The organism is Streptomyces sp. BV286, from assembly GCF_019090165.1.
Taxonomy (GTDB): Bacteria; Actinomycetota; Actinomycetes; order Streptomycetales; family Streptomycetaceae; genus Streptomyces.
In genome coordinates this window covers 104,718-123,716 of the sequence record NZ_JAHRIB010000061.1, presented here as the reverse complement: position 1 = coordinate 123,716, position 18,999 = coordinate 104,718, and the positions used below count along the sequence as shown (strand labels likewise).

Annotated in this window: 17 protein-coding genes; 12 read left to right on the top strand and 5 right to left on the bottom strand. The window is 73.3% G+C overall.

What is annotated here, in order from left to right:
- Positions 1-14: 14 nt before the first annotated feature.
- On the top strand, positions 15-2,606 hold the full coding sequence (locus KUF83_RS09145; protein ID WP_217454080.1) for a helicase-associated domain-containing protein: 2,592 nt from the start codon (positions 15-17) through the stop codon (positions 2,604-2,606).
- Positions 2,607-3,075: 469 nt separating this feature from the next.
- Entirely contained in the window at positions 3,076-3,324 is a 249-nt protein-coding gene (locus KUF83_RS09140) for a hypothetical protein (RefSeq protein WP_254643593.1), read from the top strand.
- Here KUF83_RS09140 and istB read toward each other — a convergent pair.
- Positions 3,302-4,633, bottom strand: coding sequence for an IS21-like element helper ATPase IstB (gene istB / locus KUF83_RS09135; protein ID WP_374106025.1), 1,332 nt, complete (start codon positions 4,631-4,633; stop codon positions 3,302-3,304). The two genes, KUF83_RS09140 and istB, sit on opposite strands and share 23 nt — an antisense overlap.
- A 223-nt stretch (positions 4,634-4,856) precedes the next feature.
- Between istB and KUF83_RS09130 the strand changes: the two genes are divergently transcribed.
- The gene (locus tag KUF83_RS09130; protein ID WP_217454079.1) at positions 4,857-6,500 is read left to right on the top strand and encodes a DNA repair helicase XPB; all 1,644 of its coding nucleotides are present in this window, start codon (positions 4,857-4,859) and stop codon (positions 6,498-6,500) included.
- Positions 6,501-6,832: 332 nt separating this feature from the next.
- Here the strand turns inward: KUF83_RS09130 and KUF83_RS09125 are convergent, their stop codons facing one another.
- Positions 6,833-7,021 (bottom strand): hypothetical protein, encoded by a 189-nt coding sequence (locus tag KUF83_RS09125; RefSeq protein ID WP_217454078.1) that lies wholly within the window; start codon positions 7,019-7,021, stop codon positions 6,833-6,835.
- Between the two features lie 302 nt (positions 7,022-7,323).
- Between KUF83_RS09125 and KUF83_RS09120 the strand changes: the two genes are divergently transcribed.
- On the top strand, positions 7,324-9,399 hold the full coding sequence (locus KUF83_RS09120) for a UvrD-helicase domain-containing protein (protein ID WP_217454077.1): 2,076 nt from the start codon (positions 7,324-7,326) through the stop codon (positions 9,397-9,399).
- Positions 9,400-10,013: 614 nt separating this feature from the next.
- On the opposite strand, the gene KUF83_RS09115 is transcribed toward KUF83_RS09120, so the two are convergent.
- Entirely contained in the window at positions 10,014-10,709 is a 696-nt protein-coding gene (locus tag KUF83_RS09115) for a copper homeostasis protein CutC (RefSeq protein WP_217454076.1), read from the bottom strand.
- Positions 10,710-10,877: 168 nt separating this feature from the next.
- On the opposite strand from KUF83_RS09115, the gene KUF83_RS09110 reads away from it, so the two are divergent.
- The 5 genes from KUF83_RS09110 to KUF83_RS09090 all read left to right on the top strand — a co-directional run bounded on the left by KUF83_RS09110 (position 10,878) and on the right by KUF83_RS09090 (position 15,297).
- The gene (locus tag KUF83_RS09110; protein ID WP_217454075.1) at positions 10,878-11,741 is read left to right on the top strand and encodes a helix-turn-helix transcriptional regulator; all 864 of its coding nucleotides are present in this window, start codon (positions 10,878-10,880) and stop codon (positions 11,739-11,741) included.
- The gene (locus tag KUF83_RS09105; RefSeq protein WP_217454074.1) at positions 11,701-11,988 is read left to right on the top strand and encodes a DUF397 domain-containing protein; all 288 of its coding nucleotides are present in this window, start codon (positions 11,701-11,703) and stop codon (positions 11,986-11,988) included. The genes KUF83_RS09110 and KUF83_RS09105 overlap by 41 nt, the downstream gene beginning before the upstream one ends.
- Before the next feature lie 210 nt (positions 11,989-12,198).
- Positions 12,199-12,840 carry a hypothetical protein gene (locus KUF83_RS09100; RefSeq protein ID WP_217454073.1) on the top strand — a complete coding sequence of 214 codons (642 nt, stop codon included), beginning with the start codon at positions 12,199-12,201 and terminating at the stop codon, positions 12,838-12,840.
- Positions 12,841-12,954: 114 nt separating this feature from the next.
- Positions 12,955-14,178, top strand: coding sequence for a Cmx/CmrA family chloramphenicol efflux MFS transporter (locus tag KUF83_RS09095; protein WP_217454128.1), 1,224 nt, complete (start codon positions 12,955-12,957; stop codon positions 14,176-14,178).
- Between the two features lie 18 nt (positions 14,179-14,196).
- Entirely contained in the window at positions 14,197-15,297 is a 1,101-nt protein-coding gene (locus KUF83_RS09090; RefSeq protein ID WP_217454072.1) for a GNAT family N-acetyltransferase, read from the top strand.
- 35 nt (positions 15,298-15,332) lie between these two features.
- On the opposite strand, the gene KUF83_RS09085 is transcribed toward KUF83_RS09090, so the two are convergent.
- Together KUF83_RS09085 and KUF83_RS09080 are read right to left on the bottom strand one after the other, a co-directional pair.
- Positions 15,333-15,611, bottom strand: coding sequence for a DUF4031 domain-containing protein (locus tag KUF83_RS09085; RefSeq protein WP_217454071.1), 279 nt, complete (start codon positions 15,609-15,611; stop codon positions 15,333-15,335).
- A complete protein-coding gene (locus KUF83_RS09080; RefSeq protein ID WP_217454070.1) occupies positions 15,608-16,018 on the bottom strand; it encodes a hypothetical protein in 411 nt (136 codons plus the stop codon). Before KUF83_RS09080 ends, KUF83_RS09085 begins: the two co-directional genes overlap by 4 nt.
- Positions 16,019-16,254: 236 nt before the next feature.
- Between KUF83_RS09080 and KUF83_RS09075 the strand changes: the two genes are divergently transcribed.
- The 3 genes from KUF83_RS09075 to KUF83_RS09065 all read left to right on the top strand — a co-directional run bounded on the left by KUF83_RS09075 (position 16,255) and on the right by KUF83_RS09065 (position 18,983).
- Positions 16,255-17,178, top strand: a complete 924-nt coding sequence (locus tag KUF83_RS09075; RefSeq protein WP_217454069.1) for a MurR/RpiR family transcriptional regulator — start codon at positions 16,255-16,257, stop codon at positions 17,176-17,178.
- A 61-nt stretch (positions 17,179-17,239) separates the two neighbouring features.
- On the top strand, positions 17,240-18,229 hold the full coding sequence (gene murQ, locus KUF83_RS09070; protein ID WP_217454068.1) for an N-acetylmuramic acid 6-phosphate etherase: 990 nt from the start codon (positions 17,240-17,242) through the stop codon (positions 18,227-18,229).
- A gap of 154 nt (positions 18,230-18,383) precedes the next feature.
- A complete protein-coding gene (locus KUF83_RS09065) occupies positions 18,384-18,983 on the top strand; it encodes a hypothetical protein (protein ID WP_217454067.1) in 600 nt (199 codons plus the stop codon).
- Positions 18,984-18,999: the final 16 nt, after the last annotated feature.

The window sequence follows — 18,999 nt, the reverse complement described above, 5'->3', positions numbered from 1 at the left end:
CTACCGTGGATCGGATGAGCGTCCAGGAGCAGTCACCAGAGGAGCCCGGCGGGGTGTCCGCAGAGGAGCCCGCTCCCGCCGGGGCACACCCTCGTTCACTCGCGGAGGACCTGCGGGCCCGCGACGACTCCTCCCTGTCCGCGCTGCTGCGGGCCCGCCCGGACCTCATCACTCCCGTACCGACGGACCTCACCCAGCTGGCCACCAGAGCCGGTACGCGCGCGTCCGTGATCCGTGCCCTGGAGCGGCTGGACCGGTTCGCCCTCCAGAGCGCGGAAGCACTGGCCGTGGCCCCGGAACCGGCTCCGTACGGCACGCTGCTGGAGCTGCTGGCGGGCGACGCGGGCGACCCGGCGGTCACCGAGGCCCTTCCCCACGCCGTGGCCGTCCTGCGCGAGCAGGCGCTGGTGTGGGGCGCGGACGACCGGCTCCGGCTGGTCCGCACGGCCCGCGAACTCCTCGCGCCCTCGCCGCAGCACCCGTCCCCGACCGGGCTGGGTCCGACGGTCGCGGAGGCCACGGCGGGCATGTCCCCGGGCCGTATCCAGGAGATCCTCGCGGCGGCCGGGCTGGCCACGACCCATGACGCGGTGTCGGCGGTGGAGTCGCTCACGAGGCTGTTCACCGACCGCGCCCGGATGTCCGCCCTGCTCGACTCGGCCCCGCCGGACTCCCTGGAGGTTCTCTCGCGGCTGGTCTGGGGGCCGCCGTACGGCCAGGTGACCGCCGATCCGGCGTCCCGGCTGCGCTGGCTCCTGGACCGCGGGCTGCTCCTGCCGACGGCACCCGGCACGGTCGTACTGCCCCGCGAGGTCGCCCTCCATCTGCGCGCGGGACGGGCGCACCGCACGACGGAACCGCTGCCTCCGCCGGTCGAACCCACGGCCGTGCACGGTCCACAGGTTGTGGACGCCACGGCGGCCGGCCAGGCGTACACGGCGCTCGCCACCGTCGAGGAGCTGCTGAAGGACTGGGACGAGGGCGGCCCGTCCGTCATGCGCGCGGGCGGCCTGAGCGTGCGGGACCTGAAGCGGACGGCCGTGGCCCTGGACGTGCCGGAGCCGGTCGCCGCGTTCTGGGTGGAACTCGCCTACGCGGCGGGCCTGCTGGCCTCGGACGGCGCGGCCGACGAGCGGTACGCGGCGACGCCCGCCTACGACGAGTGGCTGGACCTGCCGGCCGCCGAGCGCTGGACGCGGCTGGCCACGGCGTGGCTGTCGGCCACCCGCACGGCGGGTGTGGTCGGCGGCCGGGACACCAAGGAGCGCACCCTGTCGGCCCTGGGCCCCGGCCTGGACCGCTCGGCGGCCCCCGAGGTCCGTCACCGGGTTCTCTCGCTGCTCGCCGCGCTGCCCGAGGGCGGCGCCGCGTCCCCCGACTCCCTCGTCGCCCGGCTGCACTGGGAGCGCGCCCTGCGCGGCGCCGCCTCCTCGGACGACCTGCGGGCCCGGCTCGCCCGGTGGACGCTGACCGAGGCCGAGTCGCTGGGAATCACCGGCAGGGGCGCGCTGTCCGCGCATGGGCGGGCGCTCATGGGAGCGGCGGCGCCGCGCCCGCCCGCCCCGGAGCGGGCCGCCGGTCCGGGCGACAAGCTCCCCGTCCACCACCGGCACCACCATCCGGCGCCCCCGCCGGAGCCCCGTTCCCCCGCCGAGGTGGCCGCCGCCGCCTCCCGGGCCGGCCGTCTCCTCGCGCCCCTCCTTCCGGAGCCCCTCGACCACGTCCTGCTCCAGGCGGACCTCACGGCGGTGGCCCCGGGCCCGCTGCGACGCCCCCTGGCGGACGTGCTGGGTGTCCTCGCGGACGTGGAATCGAAGGGCGGGGCGACGGTGTACCGCTTCACGCCGGGCTCGGTCCGCCGGGCGCTGGACGCGGGCCGCTCGGCCTCCGACCTGCAGGCGTTCCTGACCGCCCACTCGCGTACGCCGGTACCGCAGCCGCTCGCCTACCTGATCGACGACGTGGCGCGCAGGCACGGCCACCTGCGGATCGGCGCGGCCTCGGCGTACGTCCGCTGCGACGACGACGCGCTGCTGAACGAGATCATCGCCGACAAGCGGTCGCAGGGGCTCCGGCTGCGCCGCCTCGCGCCCACGGTCCTGGCCGCCCAGACCGACCCGGCCACGCTTCTCGACGGTCTGCGCGCGATGGGTTTCGCACCGGCCGCCGAGTCCGCCGAGGGTGACGTGCTGATCACCCGCGCAGACGCCCGTCGCACGCCCCCGCGCACGGCGCCCGAGCCGGTTCCCGACGGGCCGCCGTCCCCCGACACCACCCTTCTGGGGGCCGCGATCCGCGCCATCCGTGCGGGTGACGTGGCGTCCACGGCCCCGCGCAAGCCGTCTTCGTCGCCCGGCCGGAACGGCGCCCTGCCCCGCACCACCTCCGCCGAGACCCTCGCCACCATGCAGGCCGCCGTCCTCACCGGCGGCACCCTCTGGATCGGTTACGTGAACGCCGAGGGCTCCGCCAGCCAGCGCGTCATCGCGCCCGTGCGGGTGGAGGGCGGCTTCGTCACGGCGTACGACCACACCGCGGACGAGGTCCGTACGTACCCCCTGCACCGGGTGACGGGCGTGGCGGAACTGGCGGACGAGCAGGCCTGAGCCCGCGTCGCGCACGAGGCCGGGCCGCGCCGGGCCGATCCGCGCCGACCGGTCAGCGCCGGGCCGCGCCGGGCGGCCGCCGTCTCACTCGTCCGGGTGTACGCGGCGGTTCATGCGCGCCACGCCGGGCGCTTCCCACCCATGAGGAACCTTGCGGGGCCTCCCGCATCGGGCCGCGGCTCGCGGGGCAGCCACTGGGTGGTGATCACGCAACGGCGTGATCACACCGACCAGGAGGTAGTCCCATGCGTACTGCTCGTCGTGTCGCCACCGTGCTGATCGGTACCGCCGCGCTGCTCGGCGCACTCGCGTCACAGGCCGCGGCGATCGGTATCGATCTCGGCGGGGGTCTGACGCTCTGAGTCGCCCCCGCACGCCCCGCGGGCCGGACTCGGCATCCGAGTCCGGCCCGTCCCCTCCGCGGGCCCCCACCCCGGCTCAGCAGCTTCCGAAAGGCTCCGAAGTCCTCATGCGTCCCACTCGCGCCACGCAACCCGCGCACGCCGCGATTCCCGTGCGTCCCAAGCGCCGTACGCACACGCGTTCCGCCGCCACGGCCGCCCTCTTCGCGTCGGCCGCGCTCATCGGCGTGCTGGCCCCGCAGGCCGCCGCGCTGCCGCTGCCCCTCCCGGCGGCGGCCCTCGAACCGCTCGTCACCGAAGGGGTCACCGTCGAAGGACCGCTGGTCAACAACATCACTCTGCCCACGCTGAAGTAGCCCGGCGCATGCGGTAGCTGTCCCCTTCGAGACGGACGATCTCCGCGTGGTGGGCGAGGCGGTCGACCAGCGCGGGGGCGGCGCCGCCGAAGACCTCGTCCCAGCGGCCGAGCGGACGGTCGGTGGTCACGATCAGCGAGCCGCGCTCGTAGCGGTGCGCGACCAGCTGGAAGAAGAGATGGGCGGTGTCGGCGTCGAAGGGCGTGTAGCCGACCTCGTCGACGATCAGCAGCGGGTGGGCGTCGAGTGCCGCCAGTTCGTCGGCGAGCCGGCCCTCCGCCCGGGCCGCGGTCAGTCGCGCGGCCCACCGCGCCGCGGTCGCGAACAGGACCTGGTGCCCCGACTGGCAGGCCCGGATCCCGACGCCGACGGCGAGATGCGTCTTCCCGGTGCCGGGCGGGCCGACGAACACCACGTTGCGCCGCGCCGCGACGAAGTCCAGCTTGCCGAGCCGCGCCACGGTCTCCCGGTCGAAGCCCCGGGGATGCTCCTCGTCGAACTCCTCCAGCAGCTTCCGGGCGGGAAACCCGGCGTCCCGGATCCGGGCCTCGGCGCCCGTCTCGTACGAGCCGTAGCCGTCATGGGAGTCGTACGGGGCGGTGGCCGCCTGGGCCGGGACCGGGACCGCGGCCCGCACGGCGGGCGGAGCCGCCACGGTGAGGGCGAACTCGGCCGGTACGGACGAGACGGCGGCCCCGGACCCGACCGCCTCCCCGGCGAGCCCCACCCCCTGCGCATGCCCCTTGTGCGGACGGTCCCCGTGCTCCGCCATCGGCCCCGACATGTACGCCAGGATCGCCGCCGAGGCGATGAACGCCATGTGGATGACCGTCCCCCACAGCAGCGAATGCTGCGAGGTGTGGTGCACGTCCACGAACATCTGGAGCAGATGGACGGACGAGATGCCCACGATGGCGGTGGCGAGCTTCACCTTCAGCACGTTGGAGTTGACATGCGAGAGCCATTCCGGCTGGTCACGGTGGCCCTGCAGTCCGATGCGCGAGACGAACGTCTCGTATCCGCCGACGATCACCATGATCAGCAGGTTGGCGATCATGACGACGTCCACCAGCTTCAGCACGGCAAGCATCACGTACGTCTCGTTCGCCTGGCCGGTCACGCACCGGAGGATTAAATTCCACAGCTCGTTGAAGAACTTGTAGACGTACACGCCCTGCGCGGCCACCAGTCCGAAGTACAGCGGGGCCTGGAGCCAGCGGGTGGCGAAGAGGGCGTATCCGAGCGTCGTGGTCGGCTGGGAGACGGCGGGCAGCGGTACGGGCGGCGGGGCATGGCTGTGACCGGGCAAGGGTGAGCTCTCCCTGGGCGGCGACCTGGGGCAGTGACCTGCGGGATCGCCATTCTTCGGGTCCAGGACCGTAAATCTGAATTCACACCACTCATTGGAATGAATAGACATCCAGTAGGACAGGAGCGGGGCGGCGGCGGACCACGGCGTGAGCGGCCGGCGATCAGGCACACTGGACGTTTGGCCGTGCACTTCGCACGGCTGTGCAGAAGGGGACGCGCGCGTGAATGGTCCACTCATCGTCCAGTCCGACAAGACCCTGCTCCTGGAGGTCGACCACGAGCTGGCGGACGAGTGCCGCCGGGTCATCGCGCCCTTCGCCGAGCTGGAGCGCGCGCCCGAGCACATCCACACCTACCGGGTGACCCCGCTCGGGCTGTGGAACGCGCGCGCCGCCGGGCACGACGCCGAGCAGGTCGTGGACGCGCTCGTGCAGTACAGCCGCTATCCGGTGCCGCACGCGCTGCTGGTCGACATCGCGGAGACGATGGGCCGCTACGGCCGTCTCACGCTGAGCAAGCACCCGGCCCACGGCCTCGTCCTCACCACCACCGACCGGCCCATCCTGGAGGAGATCCTGCGCTCGAAGCGGATCATCCCGCTCGTGGGCAACCGGATCGACCCGGACACCGTCGCCGTGCACCCCTCGGAGCGGGGGCAGATCAAGCAGACGCTGCTGAAGCTGGGCTGGCCGGCCGAGGACCTCGCCGGGTACGTGGACGGGGAGGCGCACACCATCGACCTCGCCGAGGACGGCTGGTCCCTGCGGCCGTACCAGAAGCAGGCGGTGGAGAACTTCTGGCACGGCGGATCAGGAGTGGTCGTACTCCCCTGCGGCGCCGGCAAGACGCTGGTCGGGGCGGGCGCCATGGCCGAGGCGAAGGCCACCACCCTCATCCTCGTCACGAACACCGTGTCGGCCCGGCAGTGGAAGCACGAGCTGGTCAAGCGCACGAGCCTGACCGAGGAGGAGATCGGCGAGTACAGCGGTACGCGCAAGGAGATCCGGCCGGTCACCATCGCCACGTACCAGGTGCTGACGACGCGGAGGAAGGGCGTCTACCCGCACCTGGAGCTGTTCGACTCCCGCGACTGGGGGCTGATCGTCTACGACGAGGTGCACCTGCTGCCCGCCCCGGTCTTCAAGTTCACCGCCGACCTCCAGGCGCGCCGCCGGCTCGGTCTGACGGCCACGCTGGTGCGCGAGGACGGCCGCGAGTCGGACGTCTTCTCCCTCATCGGGCCGAAGCGTTTCGACGCGCCCTGGAAGGAGATCGAGGCGCAGGGTTACATCGCGCCGGCCGACTGCGTCGAGGTCCGGGTGAACCTCACCGACTCCGAGCGGCTCGCGTACGCGACCGCCGAGACGGAGGAGAAGTACCGCTTCTGTGCGACGACGGCGACGAAGCGCAAGGTCACGGAGGCGCTGGTCCGCCGTTTCGCGGGGCAGCAGACGCTCGTCATCGGCCAGTACATCGACCAGCTGGACGAGCTGGGCGAGCACCTGGACGCGCCCGTCATCAAGGGCGAGACGCCGAACGCGCAGCGCGAGAAGCTCTTCGAGGCGTTCCGTCAGGGCGAGATCAGCGTCCTGGTGGTCTCCAAGGTCGCCAACTTCTCCATCGACCTGCCGGAGGCCACGGTCGCCATCCAGGTGTCGGGCACCTTCGGCTCCCGCCAGGAGGAGGCCCAGCGCCTCGGCCGGGTGCTGCGCCCGAAGGCCGACGGCCACCAGGCGCACTTCTACTCGGTGGTGGCCCGCGACACGATCGACCAGGACTTCGCGGCCCACCGCCAGCGCTTCCTGGCCGAACAGGGGTACGCGTACCGGATCGTGGACGCGGACGAGCTCCTGGCGGACAGCTGAGCGGAGCGCTCCGCGGGGGCCGGGGAAAGGCCGGGCCGGGGGCCCGGGGCCGAGGAAAGGCCCGGGGGCCGGAGGAAGGCCGGGGGCCCGGAGGAAGGCCGGGGGGCCGAGGACAGGCCGAGGGCCCGAAGGAGGGCCCGGGGGCCGAAGGAAGGCCCGGGGGCCGAAGGAAGGCCGTGCGGCTGCTGGGTTCGTCGTGGCTGGGCGCGCAGTTCCCCGCGCCCCTGACGGGGCCCGTGGGCGCGGTCCGTGGGCGGGGTGCGGCCGTGCGGTGGAGGCGCGGGTGTCACAGCTGCGCGACCCTGGCGAGGATCGCGGCCGGGGACGGGGCCCTACCGGCGGTGTACGCCCGCTTGCTCGTCGTACTCGCCGAGGAGGACCACTCCCAGGGCTGCGCCGGTGAAGACCTTGACGGCGCGCAGGGCGTCGCCGAGTCGGTGCCGGTGGCTGCCCTGCAGGGCGGTCGCGCCGGACGGCGGCCGGGGGCGGACGGAGGCTGGGGTGAAGGTCGCTGCGCTCATGTATCCATAGTGCGATCCGGGCACCCCGCTTTCATCGGCCTCGGGACCTGGCCTCCGTCGTCCCCTCGTACGACTCCGGGCCCTTCCCACCCCGTAGGGAGGGGGACTCCGTCCCCTAGGGGACGGCGACGCGCGCACGGGAAAACAGTTGGCCCCGACCGCCCCGGCTCGCCTAGGATCTCCGCTCTTGCCCGCCTCCCGTCGTGGAGCGCCGCCGTCCGGACGGAAACCGGTCGGCCCACCGCCACTCTGCGGGGCTCACCACGCCCCGGCAGTTCTCGCAGGCCTCGGAGGCAACGCCCGTGTCCACCCCGCCCGACTCCGCCGTGCCCGGCGCCGTTCCGTCAGACGACCCTCTCTCCCGCGAGCGGGCCCACCTCTCGCACTCCCGCGCCGCGCTGCGTTCGATGCGGGAGGACGTGCAGTCCCTCGACATCCGGGACGTCACCGCGAACTGGGTCAACGCGGAGGTCCTGAGCCGCCAGATCGGTGAGCGCATCAAGGCCCTCGCCGACCTCTCCCACACCCCGCTCTTCTTCGGCCGCCTCGACTACCTGCACGCCCCCGGCGCCGACCGGGCGGAGGGCGCGCAGGGGGAACGCTTCTACATCGGCCGCCGGCACGTCCACGACGCCGGGGGCGACCCCATGGTGATCGACTGGCGGGCCCCGGTGTCCCAGCCCTTCTACCGGGCCTCCAAGAAGTCCCCGATGGACATCGCGCTGCGCCGCCGCTTCGGTTACACGGGCGGCGACCTCACCGCGTACGAGGACGAGCACCTCTCCGACCCCGCCGAGGCCGCGGCCACCAGCAAGCTGCTCCAGCAGGAGATCGAGCGCCCGCGCGTGGGCCCGATGCGCGACATCGTGGCGACGATCCAGCCGGAGCAGGACGAGATCGTACGGTCCGGTCTGGGCGGCACGGTCTGCGTGCAGGGCGGTCCGGGCACCGGGAAGACGGCCGTCGGCCTGCACCGGGTCGCGTACCTCCTCTACGCCCACCGTGAGCGGCTCGCCCGCACCGGCACCCTCGTCATCGGACCGAACGCGTCCTTCCTTCACTACATCGAGCAGGTGCTGCCCGCGCTGGGCGAGCTGGAGGTCAAGCAGGCCACGGTCGACGACCTGGTCGCGCACGTGGAGGTGCGGGGCGCGGACGACGCGACGACCGCGGTCGTCAAGGGCGACGCCCGGATGGCCGAGGTGCTGCGCCGGGCCGTCCGCGCGCACGTGACCCTGCCCACCGAGCCCGTCGTGGTAGTCCGGGGCTCGCGGCGCTGGCGGGTACCGGCGTACGAACTCACGGACATCGTGCAGGAGTTGCTGGACCGGGACATCCGGTACGGGGCCGCCCGCGAGGCTTTGCCGCAGCGCATCGCGCACGCGGTGCTGGTGCAGATGGAGCGGTCGGGCGAGGCGCCGGACGACCGCGTGCAGGACGCCGTCGCCCGCAACCCCGCGGTGAAGGCGGCGGTGAAGGCGCTCTGGCCGCCGGTGGATCCGCCGAAACTCGTGTTCCGGCTGCTCTCCGACGCGGACTTCCTGTCGCTGCACGCGGAGGGTGTCCTGACGGCGGACGAGCAGAAGACGATCCTGTGGGCGAAGCCCGCTCGGTCGCTCAGGTCGGTCAGGTGGTCGGCCGCCGACGCCGTGCTGGTGGACGAGGCCACGGACCTGGTCCGGCGCACGCACTCGCTCGGGCATGTGGTGCTCGACGAGGCGCAGGACCTGTCCCCCATGCAGTACCGGGCGGTGGGCCGGCGCTGCACGACCGGTTCGGCGACCGTGCTCGGTGACCTGGCGCAGGGCACGACGCCCTGGGCGACGCGGAGCTGGGACGAGGCGCTGGCCCATCTGGGCAAGGCGGAGGCGGTCGTCGAGGAACTGACGGCGGGCTTCCGCGTGCCGACGGACGTCATCACGTACGCGTCCCGGCTGCTGCCCCACATCGCGCCGGGCCTGACGCCGGTGGCGTCGGTGCGGGAGAATCCGGGCTTCTTCGAGGTCCGCGGGATCGGCGCGGACAGCGAAGTGGTCGCGGCCTGCGAGGAGTTGTTGCGCCACGAGGGTTCGGTGGGGCTGATCGCGGCCGACGTGCGGGTGCCGTTGCTGGCGGAGGCGTTGGCGGAGGCGGGCCTGCCGCACCTCGCGCCCGGCGAGGAGACGACGGCCGCCGCCCGGCTCACGCTTGTCCCGGCCTCTCTCGCCAAGGGCCTGGAGTACGACTACGTGGTGCTGGACGAGCCCCGGGCCGTCGTGGACGCGGAGCCGGACGAGCGGACGGGGTTGCGTCGGCTGTACGTCACGCTGACCCGAGCGGTGTCGGGTCTGATCGTGACGCACGCGGCGGCCTTGCCGACGCAGTTGGCCACGCCGTAGCCCCGCCGGCTTCCCGCCGCCCGTCCACCGGCGTGCGCCGCCGTCCGCGGACCGGCGGGAGCCGCTCGCGCAGTTCCCCGCGCCCCTGACGAGCGGGGCTGCGCCCCCTGCCCGACCGGCAGTCGCCCGCGGGCCGGTGGGGGCTGATCGCGCAGTTCCCCGCGCCCCTGACGGGCCGGGCTGCGCCCCTGCCCGACCGGCAGTCACCCGCCGGCCGGTGGGGGCTGATCGCGCAGTTCCCCGCGCCCCTGACGGGCCGGGCTGCGCCCCTGCCCGACCGGTAGTCACCCGCGGGTCGGTGGGGGCTGGTCGCGCAGTTCCTCGCGCCCCTGGCGGGCGGGGCTGCGCCCCTGCCCGTACGCGTCACCCGCGCCCGGCACTCCCCGCTTCCCCCCACCCACCTCAGGGGCGCGGGGAACTGCGCGACCAGCCACGTCGGGCCCGCGCCCGACAACCCGCCCCGCGGCCCCACCACCTCAGGGGCGCGGGGAACTGCGCACCCAGCCCCCACCTGCCCGCAGCCGTGATCGAGGCACCCAGGGCCGGAGGCCAAGCCGGGCCGGAGGCCAAGGCGGGCCGGAAGCCAAGGCGGGGCCGGGGCCGGAGGCCAAGGTTCAGGCGGCGGCGTCCAGCGCCGCTCGCCACTCCCGTACCGCCTCCGCGGAGACCGGCGCCGCCCAGCCCCCCGGCCGGGCCGCCCCACCGATGTGGAACGCGTCGACCCCCACCGCCCGCAGCCGCGCCACGTGACCGAGGCGAAGACCCCCGCCCACGAGGAGCCGCGGCTCATAACCCGGCTCACCCCGCCTCGCCGCCTCCGCGAGAAGCGTCGGCAGACCCTCGTCCACCCCGGCCGCCGACCCCGCCGTGAGATACGTGTCCAGACCGGGCAGGTCGGAGAGCCGCTTGCGCAGGGCGTCACGGTCGGCCGCGCGGTCGATCGCCCGGTGGAACGTCCAACGGCAGCCGTCCAGTTCGGCGAGCACCGACTCCAGCGCGGGCAGATCGGGCTCTCCGGCCTCGTCCAGGAACCCGAGCACGAACTCGTCCGCCCCGGCCGCCCGCAGCTCCCGCGCCGCCCGTACGAGCCCCCGCACGTCCCCGGCCTCGAACCCGTCGGCGAGCCGCAGCATCACGCGCAGCGAGATACCGACGGCGTCCCGGATCCCGGCGAAGGCCGCGACGGGCGGGGTGAGCCCGTCGGCGGCCATGTCGGCGACCAGTTCCAGCCGGTCCGCGCCTCCGGCCTCGGCGGCGACCGCGTCCTCGGGGTCGAGCGCGATCACCTCCAGGACTGCACGCTTGCTCATAGGACCTCTTCCCTCGGGCGGCTACAGGTCTAGTCCAATAGTCAGCCTACGCGCCCGTCGACGGAGATCCACGGATATCACCATTCGCACGCGCAACGTCACTGTGTGCAACTACTCTCGACCTGGCGCCGTCCGACAACGTCAGCCGCGCGAAAGGGAGTTGCCCCCATGTCTCAGTCGAAGCGACTCGATCCGTCCCAGTCCCCCCGCGCGCTGTACGGCGCCGAGCTCCGCCACCAGCGCGAGGAGGCCGGTCTCTCCCAGGAGGAGCTGGGCACCCGTATGTTCGTCAGCGGCTCGTTCGTCGGGCAACTGGAGGCCGGTATCCGCCGGATGCAGCCGGAGTACGCGCAGATGGCCGACGAGATCCTGAAGACGGACGGGTTCTTCGTGCGGAACCTCGCAGCCGCGATGAGATCGCCCTACGAACATCACTTCGCGGACGTCGTCGAGTTCGAGGGGCTGGCGCAGTCGGTCAAGGACTGGGCGCCGCTCACCGCTCCGGGTCTGCTCCAGACCGAGGCGTACATGCGGGCAGTGATCCGGGCGTACGACCGGGCCCTGTCGCCGGACATCGTGGAGGAGCGGGTGGCGGCCCGGCTGGTCCGGGCAGGCATCTTCGACGACCCGGCGACGCCGCGCTACTGGGCGATCGTGGACGAGATCATTCTGCGGCGCCCGGTGGGTGGCCCGGAGATCATGGCCGAGCAGTTGCGCCACATCGCCGCCATGATCCGCAGCAACCGGATCATCGCCCAGGTGCTGCCCCTCTCGGAGGGCGCGCACGCAGGAATGGCGGGCGTCTTCAAACTCATGGCCTTCGACGACGCCCCGCCTCTCGTGTACGCCCAAGGTGCCGAAACCGGCCGTCTGTTGGACGATCCGACCGTGGTGACCCGATGCTCGCTCACCTACGATCTGCTCGGGGCCGCGGCCTTGTCGCCTGACGCGTCCCTCGACCTGATCGAGCAGGCGGCCGAGGAGTACGAGCATGAGCCCCGCGCCCGATCTCACGACCGCAACCTGGCGTAAGAGCAGCTGCAGTGGCGGCAGCGGTGATGACTGCGTCAACGCTGCCGCCGACATAGCCGGTGCGGCCCTGTCGTGGCGTAAGTCCAGCTACAGCAGCGGCAGCAGCGACGACTGCGTCGAGGTCCGCGACGACCTCCCCGGCATCGTCCCCGTCCGCGACAGCAAGGCCCCCTCCCGAGGCGTGCTGGTATTCGGTGCGGCCGCCTGGTCGTCCTTCGTCGCGGCGACCGCCGGGCACGACCGGTGACCAGCCGGCGCGCACGACCGGCAACCAGCCGGGACGGACGACCGGTAACCAGCCGGGACGCACGACCGGTAACCAGCCGGGACGGAGGAACCTGAGGCGGCCGAGACGGAGGGCAGGAGGCGACGGGGACGGTTGCCAGGTGGCGGCCTGGCCGATGCCAGGTGGCGGCCGGGACAGATACAAGGTGGCGGCGGGCGGACAATGGGGTCCATGGCCGACCCCGACGCCCTCCGCACTCGTTGGTCCCACGCGCTCGACAGGAGCCGTGGGACGGCGACCCCCGACCCCGCGCCCTACGCGGACAACCTCCTCGCCCGCTGGTCCGAGCCCCAGCGGCGCTATCACACCCTCGATCACCTCACGGCGGTGCTGGACCACGTCGACGTGCTGGAGAAGGCCGCGGACGACCCGGACCTGGTCCGGCTGGCCGCGTGGTTCCACGACGCGGTCTACCTCCCCGACCGCTCCGAGAACGAGGAACGCTCGGCCCGTCTCGCCGAGCGCGCGCTCCCCGAGGCCGGCCTGTCCGCCACCGCCACCACCGAGGTCGCCCGCCTGGTCCGGCTGACGGTCACGCACGCCCCGGCCGACGACGACCCGAACGGCCAGGTCCTGTGCGACGCCGACCTGGCGGTCCTCGCCTCGTCCGCCGACGCCTACACCGCCTACACGGCCGCGGTCCGCGAGGAGTACGCCTTCGTGCCGCCGGACGCCTTCCGCGAGGGCCGCGCCTCGATCCTCCGGCAGCTCCTGGACCTCCCCCGCCTCTTCCACACCCCGTACGGCACAAGGGAATGGGAGGGCCCGGCCCGCCACAACCTGACGGCCGAGCTGGACCGGTTGACGGCCTGAACCCCAGCCGATGGAATGGTCTGCCCGCCGTCGAGGTTGGCACCTGATATGCCCGTCCCCACGCGCAAGAGCACCAGCACCGATGCCCGCCCCTCCCACCGTACCCGTACGCGCATGCCCCTGGCCGTCTACGTCCTGGGGCTCTCCGTCTTCGCACTGGGCACCAGCGAGTTCATGCTCTCCGGACTGCTGCCGGCGGTCGCGGACGACATGGGCGTGTCCATTCCGCGGGCCGGCCTGCTGATATCGGCCTTCGCGGTCGGCATGGTCGTCGGCGCGCCCCTGTTGGCCGTGGCGACACTCCGGCTGCCCCGCCGTACGACCCTCATCGCGCTCATCGCCGTCTTCGGCCTCGGCCAGTTCGCGGGCGCGCTCGCCCCGAACTACGCCGTGCTCTTCGCCTCCCGGGTGATCAGCGCGCTGGCCTGCGCCGGCTTCTGGGCGGTCGGCGCGGCCGTGGCCGTGGCCATGGTGCCGGTGAGCTCCCGCGCCCGGGCGCTCGCCGTGATGATCGGCGGTCTGTCGATCGCGAACGTCCTCGGCGTCCCGGCGGGCGCCTTCCTCGGCGAGAGCCTCGGCTGGCGCTCCGCGTTCTGGGCGGTCGGCGGTGCCTCCGCTGTCGCGCTCGTCGGGGTGGCCACCCTCATCCCCCGTATCCCGCTCCCCGACGAGAAGCCCCGCCTCGGGAACGAGCTGCGGATCTACCGCGACCGGCAGGTCTGGCTCTCCATCGCGCTGATCGCGTTCGCCGCGGGCGGCGTCTTCTGCGCGTTCAGCTACCTCGCCCCGCTGCTGACGGACGTGGCCGGGCTCGACGAGGGCTGGGTGCCGGCTGTGCTCGCGCTGTTCGGGATCGGCGCCCTCATCGGGACGGCGATCGGCGGCCGGATCGCGGACGCGCACCTCTTCGGGGTGCTGCTCTCGGGCATCGCGGCCTCGTCGGTCCTGCTCGTCGCGCTCGCGCTGCTCGGCCAGTACGCCGCCGTCGCCGCCGCCCTGGCCTTCCTGCTCGGGGTCTCCGCCTTCTACACGGCCCCGGCCCTGAACGCCCGGATGTTCAACGTCGCGGCCGCCGCCCCCACCCTGGCCGGCGCCACCACCACGGCCGCCTTCAACCTCGGCAACACGGGCGGCCCGTGGATCGGCGGAGCCGTCATCGACGCGGGGCTCGGCTTCGCGTCCCCGGCCTGGGCCGGCGCGGGCCTGACCGTCGTGGCGGGCGTGGTGACCGCGGTCTCGCTGCGCCTGCACCGGCGTACGGCGGCGTCGCGGGTGGTCACCGGAGCCCACGCCCTGGTCCCCGGCGAAGCGGTGGACCACTCACCGTCCGCGAACTGATCACTTATCCTCACCGGCATGCGAGCCATGGGTGGGGACCAGGTGGAAGAGGCCGTCGCGAGCGCGGTGGCCGCCCTGCGGAGCGGGACCGGCCAAGACTGGAGCGTCAGGGCGGGGCGCCGCGAACGGAGCTGCCGCGGGACGCTGGAGCACATCGCGTCGGGCCTCCTCGGGTACGCGGGCCGGTTGGCGGGCCGGTCCGCCGACCGGTCGGCGCCGTTCGGCATCACCTTCGACGAGTGCGAGTCCGCCGAGGACGTCCTCCAGGTCGTCGAGACCGCCGGGGCCCTCCTCGCGGCCGCCGTGCGCACCACCCCGCGCGAGGTGCGGGCCTTCCACCCGTTCCCCTTCGGTGACGCCGACCGCGAGGGCTTCGCCGCGATGGGCGTCACCGAGGTGCTGGTGCACGCGCACGACGTGGCCGAAGGGCTCGGCATCCCCTACGAGCCGCCCGCCGCGCTCTGCGCCGACGTACTGACCCGGATCTTCCCGCACGTCCGGCCGGAGCCCGGCCCCGACCACTGGCGGACCCTGCTGTGGGCCACGGGCCGGGGCGACCTGCCCGGCCGCGCACCCCTCACCACCTGGCACTGGAGCACCAATCTCGTCGTACCGGCCGACCGCCTCACCCTCCAGGGCGTGACCCCGGCGGCCGCCGCCGACCTGCGCGCGGGCGGCACCGGAGGCTTCCTGTGGATCAAGGACGGCCCCTTCGAGGGCACGCGGGACGCCGCGGGGATGGTGGTCAAGGCGTACGAGGCCGGGGTGCACCGTCCGGAGTGGGGGATGTTCGTCCTCGTCCGGCGCGAGGACGGCCGTGCGCTCGGCGGGATGGGTTTCCACGGCGCCCCGGACGAGGAGGGCCGCGCCGAGGTCGGCTACGACCTGACGGAGTCGGCCCGCGGCAACGGCTACGCCACCGAGGCCCTGCGCGCCCTGTCCGCGTGGGCCCTGGCCCGCGAGGACCTCACGTACCTGTTCGCGACGGTGGACCGCGCCAACTCCGCATCCCAGGGCGTGGTCTCCCGCGCGGGCTTCACCAGGGTCGGGGAGATCGAAGCGGACGGAGAGAAAGGGAGGGGCGGCGGCCAGTACGCATACGAGCTGCGCCGCGCCTGAGCCCCGGCCCCGAGCCGACCGGGCCGCCGGAGGCCCTACGAACTCCCGCTCTGCGTACGCCCCTTGGGCCTGCGCAGCCCGGACGCGACGAGCAGGCGTACGATCTCGCGGCTGCGCACCTCCACCGCGCCGGCCCGCACGACCTCCGCGTACCGGTGCGAGGGGATGTCGTAGTGGTCGCGCTCGAAGGCCCTGCCCGGCACGCCCACCCGCTCGGCGAACAGATGGAGTTCCTCGTACGAGACGTCGCTGACGAGGTGGGACCACATGCGGCCGTGCCCCGGCCAGTCCGGCGGGTCTATGTAGACGGTCACGACGAGGTCGTCCCGCCGGAACCACCCGTGGCCGTCCGGAGCGCGCCCACCGCGGAGACCCGCACACCCGCCTTGTGGCAGACCCAGTGCGGGTCGGGCCCCAACTCGGGCTCCACCTCCAGGGCATGGGGATCACCGGCACCGCAGACGGGGCACAGCGGCCAGCGTCCGTACTTCTCCAGCAGCGCGTCCTGTACGTCCTGGGCGATCAGCCCCGCCACGTAGTCGACCCCCTCGGGCCACTGCTCCACCCACCAACGCCGCTGTACGACGGACTCCTCGACCATCGACACGACATCGGCCTCCGCGACCTCACCCGCGACAAGATCGGCAAGCACGAGCGCCCGCGCCGCGTGCAACGCCCGCTCCAAGGGGCTGAAGGGATGAGAAGAGCCCGGAGAATCCATACGTCCATTGTGCGCCACCCGCACAGCGCCTTCCGGGGCCACGTTGTGACCGGGGCGGCGGCAGCCACTTTTTAGGGGCGCGGGGAACTGCGCAGTCTTTTAGGGGCGCGGGGAACGGCGCAATCCTTTAAGGGGCGCGGGGAACTGCGCGACCAGCCCCCACCCACCCGCAGCCGAACCACCACCGCTCACCTCACCCCCTTGACCCTCCCCCGAAGTGAAAATATCTTTCACATGTGACCCACCAAGTGAAGGAAATTTTCGCCGGTGAGGCCCCTCCGGCCCCCGCAGCCCTCGCAGCCAAGGTCCGCACCCTCGCCCCGTCGATGACCCGCTCCATGCAGCGGGTCGCCGAGGCCGTGGCCGCCGACCCCGCAGGCTGCGCGGCCCTCACGGTCACCGGCCTCGCGGAGCTGACCGGCACCAGCGAGGCCACAGTGGTCCGCACGGCCCGCCTCCTCGGCTACCCCGGCTACCGTGACCTCCGGCTCGCCCTCGCCGGCCTCGCCGCCCAGCAGCAGTCGGGCCGTGCCCCCACCGTGACGGCCGACATCGCGGTGGACGACCCGATCGCGGACGTGGTCGCCAAGCTCGCGTACGACGAACAGCAGACCCTCGCCGACACGGCGGCCGCACTGGACACGGTCCAGCTCGGCGCGGCGGTCGCGGCACTCGCCGTGGCCCGCCGCATCGACGTGTACGGCGTCGGGGCGTCCGGACTCGTCGCCCAGGACCTCACGCAGAAGCTGCTGCGCATCGGGCTCATAGCCCAGGCACACAGCGACCCCCACCTCGCCGTGACCAACGCCGTGCAGCTGCGCGCCAAGGACGTGGCGGTCTCGATCACGCACTCCGGGTCGACCGGGGACGTCATAGAGCCGTTGCGGGTGGCGTTCGAGCGCGGGGCCACGACGATCGCGATCACGGGACGTCCGGACGGGCCCGTCACCCAGTACGCGGACCATGTCCTGACCACCTCCACGGCCCGGGAGAGCGAGCTGCGGCCGGCGGCGATGTCCTCACGCACGAGTCAACTGCTGGTCGTCGACTGCCTGTTCGTCGGGGTCGCGCAGCGGACCTACGAGACAGCGGCGCCCGCGCTGTCCGCGTCGTACGAGGCGTTGGCGCACCGGCATCGACACCGGGGTGCTTCGCGATAGTCGCCCCCTGAACAAGTACACCCCGAACGAGAACGCCCAGTACCGGAAAGAGCCGTCGCACATGACCTCCAGCCCCGACGCCCCCGACGCCGCTGACACCCCTGAGGCCCCCGGGGCGTCCGGGGTGACCAAGTACCGTGATCTGCAAGCCGAGTTGGAGACGCTGACCACGGAGAGGTTCCGTCCCGAGCACTCCGACATCGACAAGCTGTCCACGCTCGACATCGCGAAGCTCATGAACGGCGAGGACGCGACCGTGCCGGGCGCGGTCGCCGCGCAGCTGCCGCGGATCGCGGCGGCGATCGACGCCATCGCCGCGCGGATGGCGCGGGGCGGCCGGCTGGTCTACGCGGGCGCGGGCACGGCCGGGCGGATGGGTGTGCTCGACGCGTCGGAGTGCCCGCCGACGTTCAACACGGATCCGGCCGAGGTCATCGGCCTGGTCGCGGGTGGTCCGGCCGCGATCAGGACGGCGGTCGAGGGCGCGGAGGACTCCGCGGAGCTGGCCGTCGAGGACCTGTCGGCGCTGAGGATCACGGCGGACGACGTGGTGGTCGGCATCTCGGCCTCGGGCCGCACGCCGTACGCGATCGGAGCGGTGGAGCACGCCCGCGCGCTCGGTGCCCTCACCGTCGGCCTGTCGTGCAACGCGGACAGCGCGCTGGGGGCCGCGGCGGACCACGGCATCGAGGTCGTGGTGGGCCCCGAACTGCTCACGGCGTCCACGCGCCTCAAGGCGGGCACGGCACAGAAGCTCGTCCTCAACATGCTCTCGACGATCACGATGATCCGCCTGGGCAAGACGTACGGGAACCTGATGGTCGACGTACGCGCCTCGAACGAGAAGCTGCGGGCCCGCTCCCGCCGGATCGTCGCGCTGGCCACCGGCGCCTCGGACGAGGAGATCGAGGCGGCGCTGGCCGAGACGGACGGCGAGGTGAAGAACGCGATCCTCACGATCCTCGGCGGCGTGGACGGCCCCACCGCCGCCCGCCTGCTACGGGAGAGCGGCGGCCACCTGCGCGCAGCCCTGACAGCCGAACCCCACTGACCAGCGGGTTCCGCGGGCGGACCCGCCGTGTTCACGGACTGGGCCGTCCCGGACGTGGCGGCCGTGGCCGGGATGTGTGGGCGGTTGCGGGCGGAACCGGCTGTCAGTGGCGCGTGGGAGGGTGGGGGTGTCGAGAGGAAGGGGTAGGAGCGTCGTGAATCACGCGCAATTGACCGCTCTGGGGCGCGCCCTGCGCGTGCTCGGGGAGCACGGGGACGCGCTGTCGGGCGAGACGGCGGACGCGAAGCTGCATGAGGTGAAGGCCGACCTGAAGCGGGCCCTGGACCTCCTGGAGGAGACCGTCACGACGGCGGCGCCCACCACGCGATGCTCCGAGCACCCCACGGGGCCGGTCGACGAGGACGCCCCCGACCTCTGCCTGCTCTGCGAGACCCGCCGCCGCCTCGCGCGCCGCTCGAAGATGAACGACTCGTTCCACGACTCCTACCCGCAGGGCAGGCCGTCCGCCCCGGACGAGAGCGGGGAGCGCACGAAGTCCCGTTACGGCGTCCGCGGCGACCGCCCCGAGCCCCAGCAGCGCTGGCTCCCGGAGATGTGGACCGGCCAGGCCTGGCAGCTCTGCGGCACCCCACGCCGCGACAAGCAGGAGGCGGAGCTGTATCTCGCCGCCCAGCGCCGGGGCCCCCGCCCGAGCATGGCCTACCGCCTGGTCCACGAGTTCACGGACTACGAGGTCCTGCGGATCTGGGGCACCCCGGTGAAGATCGACATCGAGCCGATGGGGAATCTCTGACGAGTGGGGGCCACCC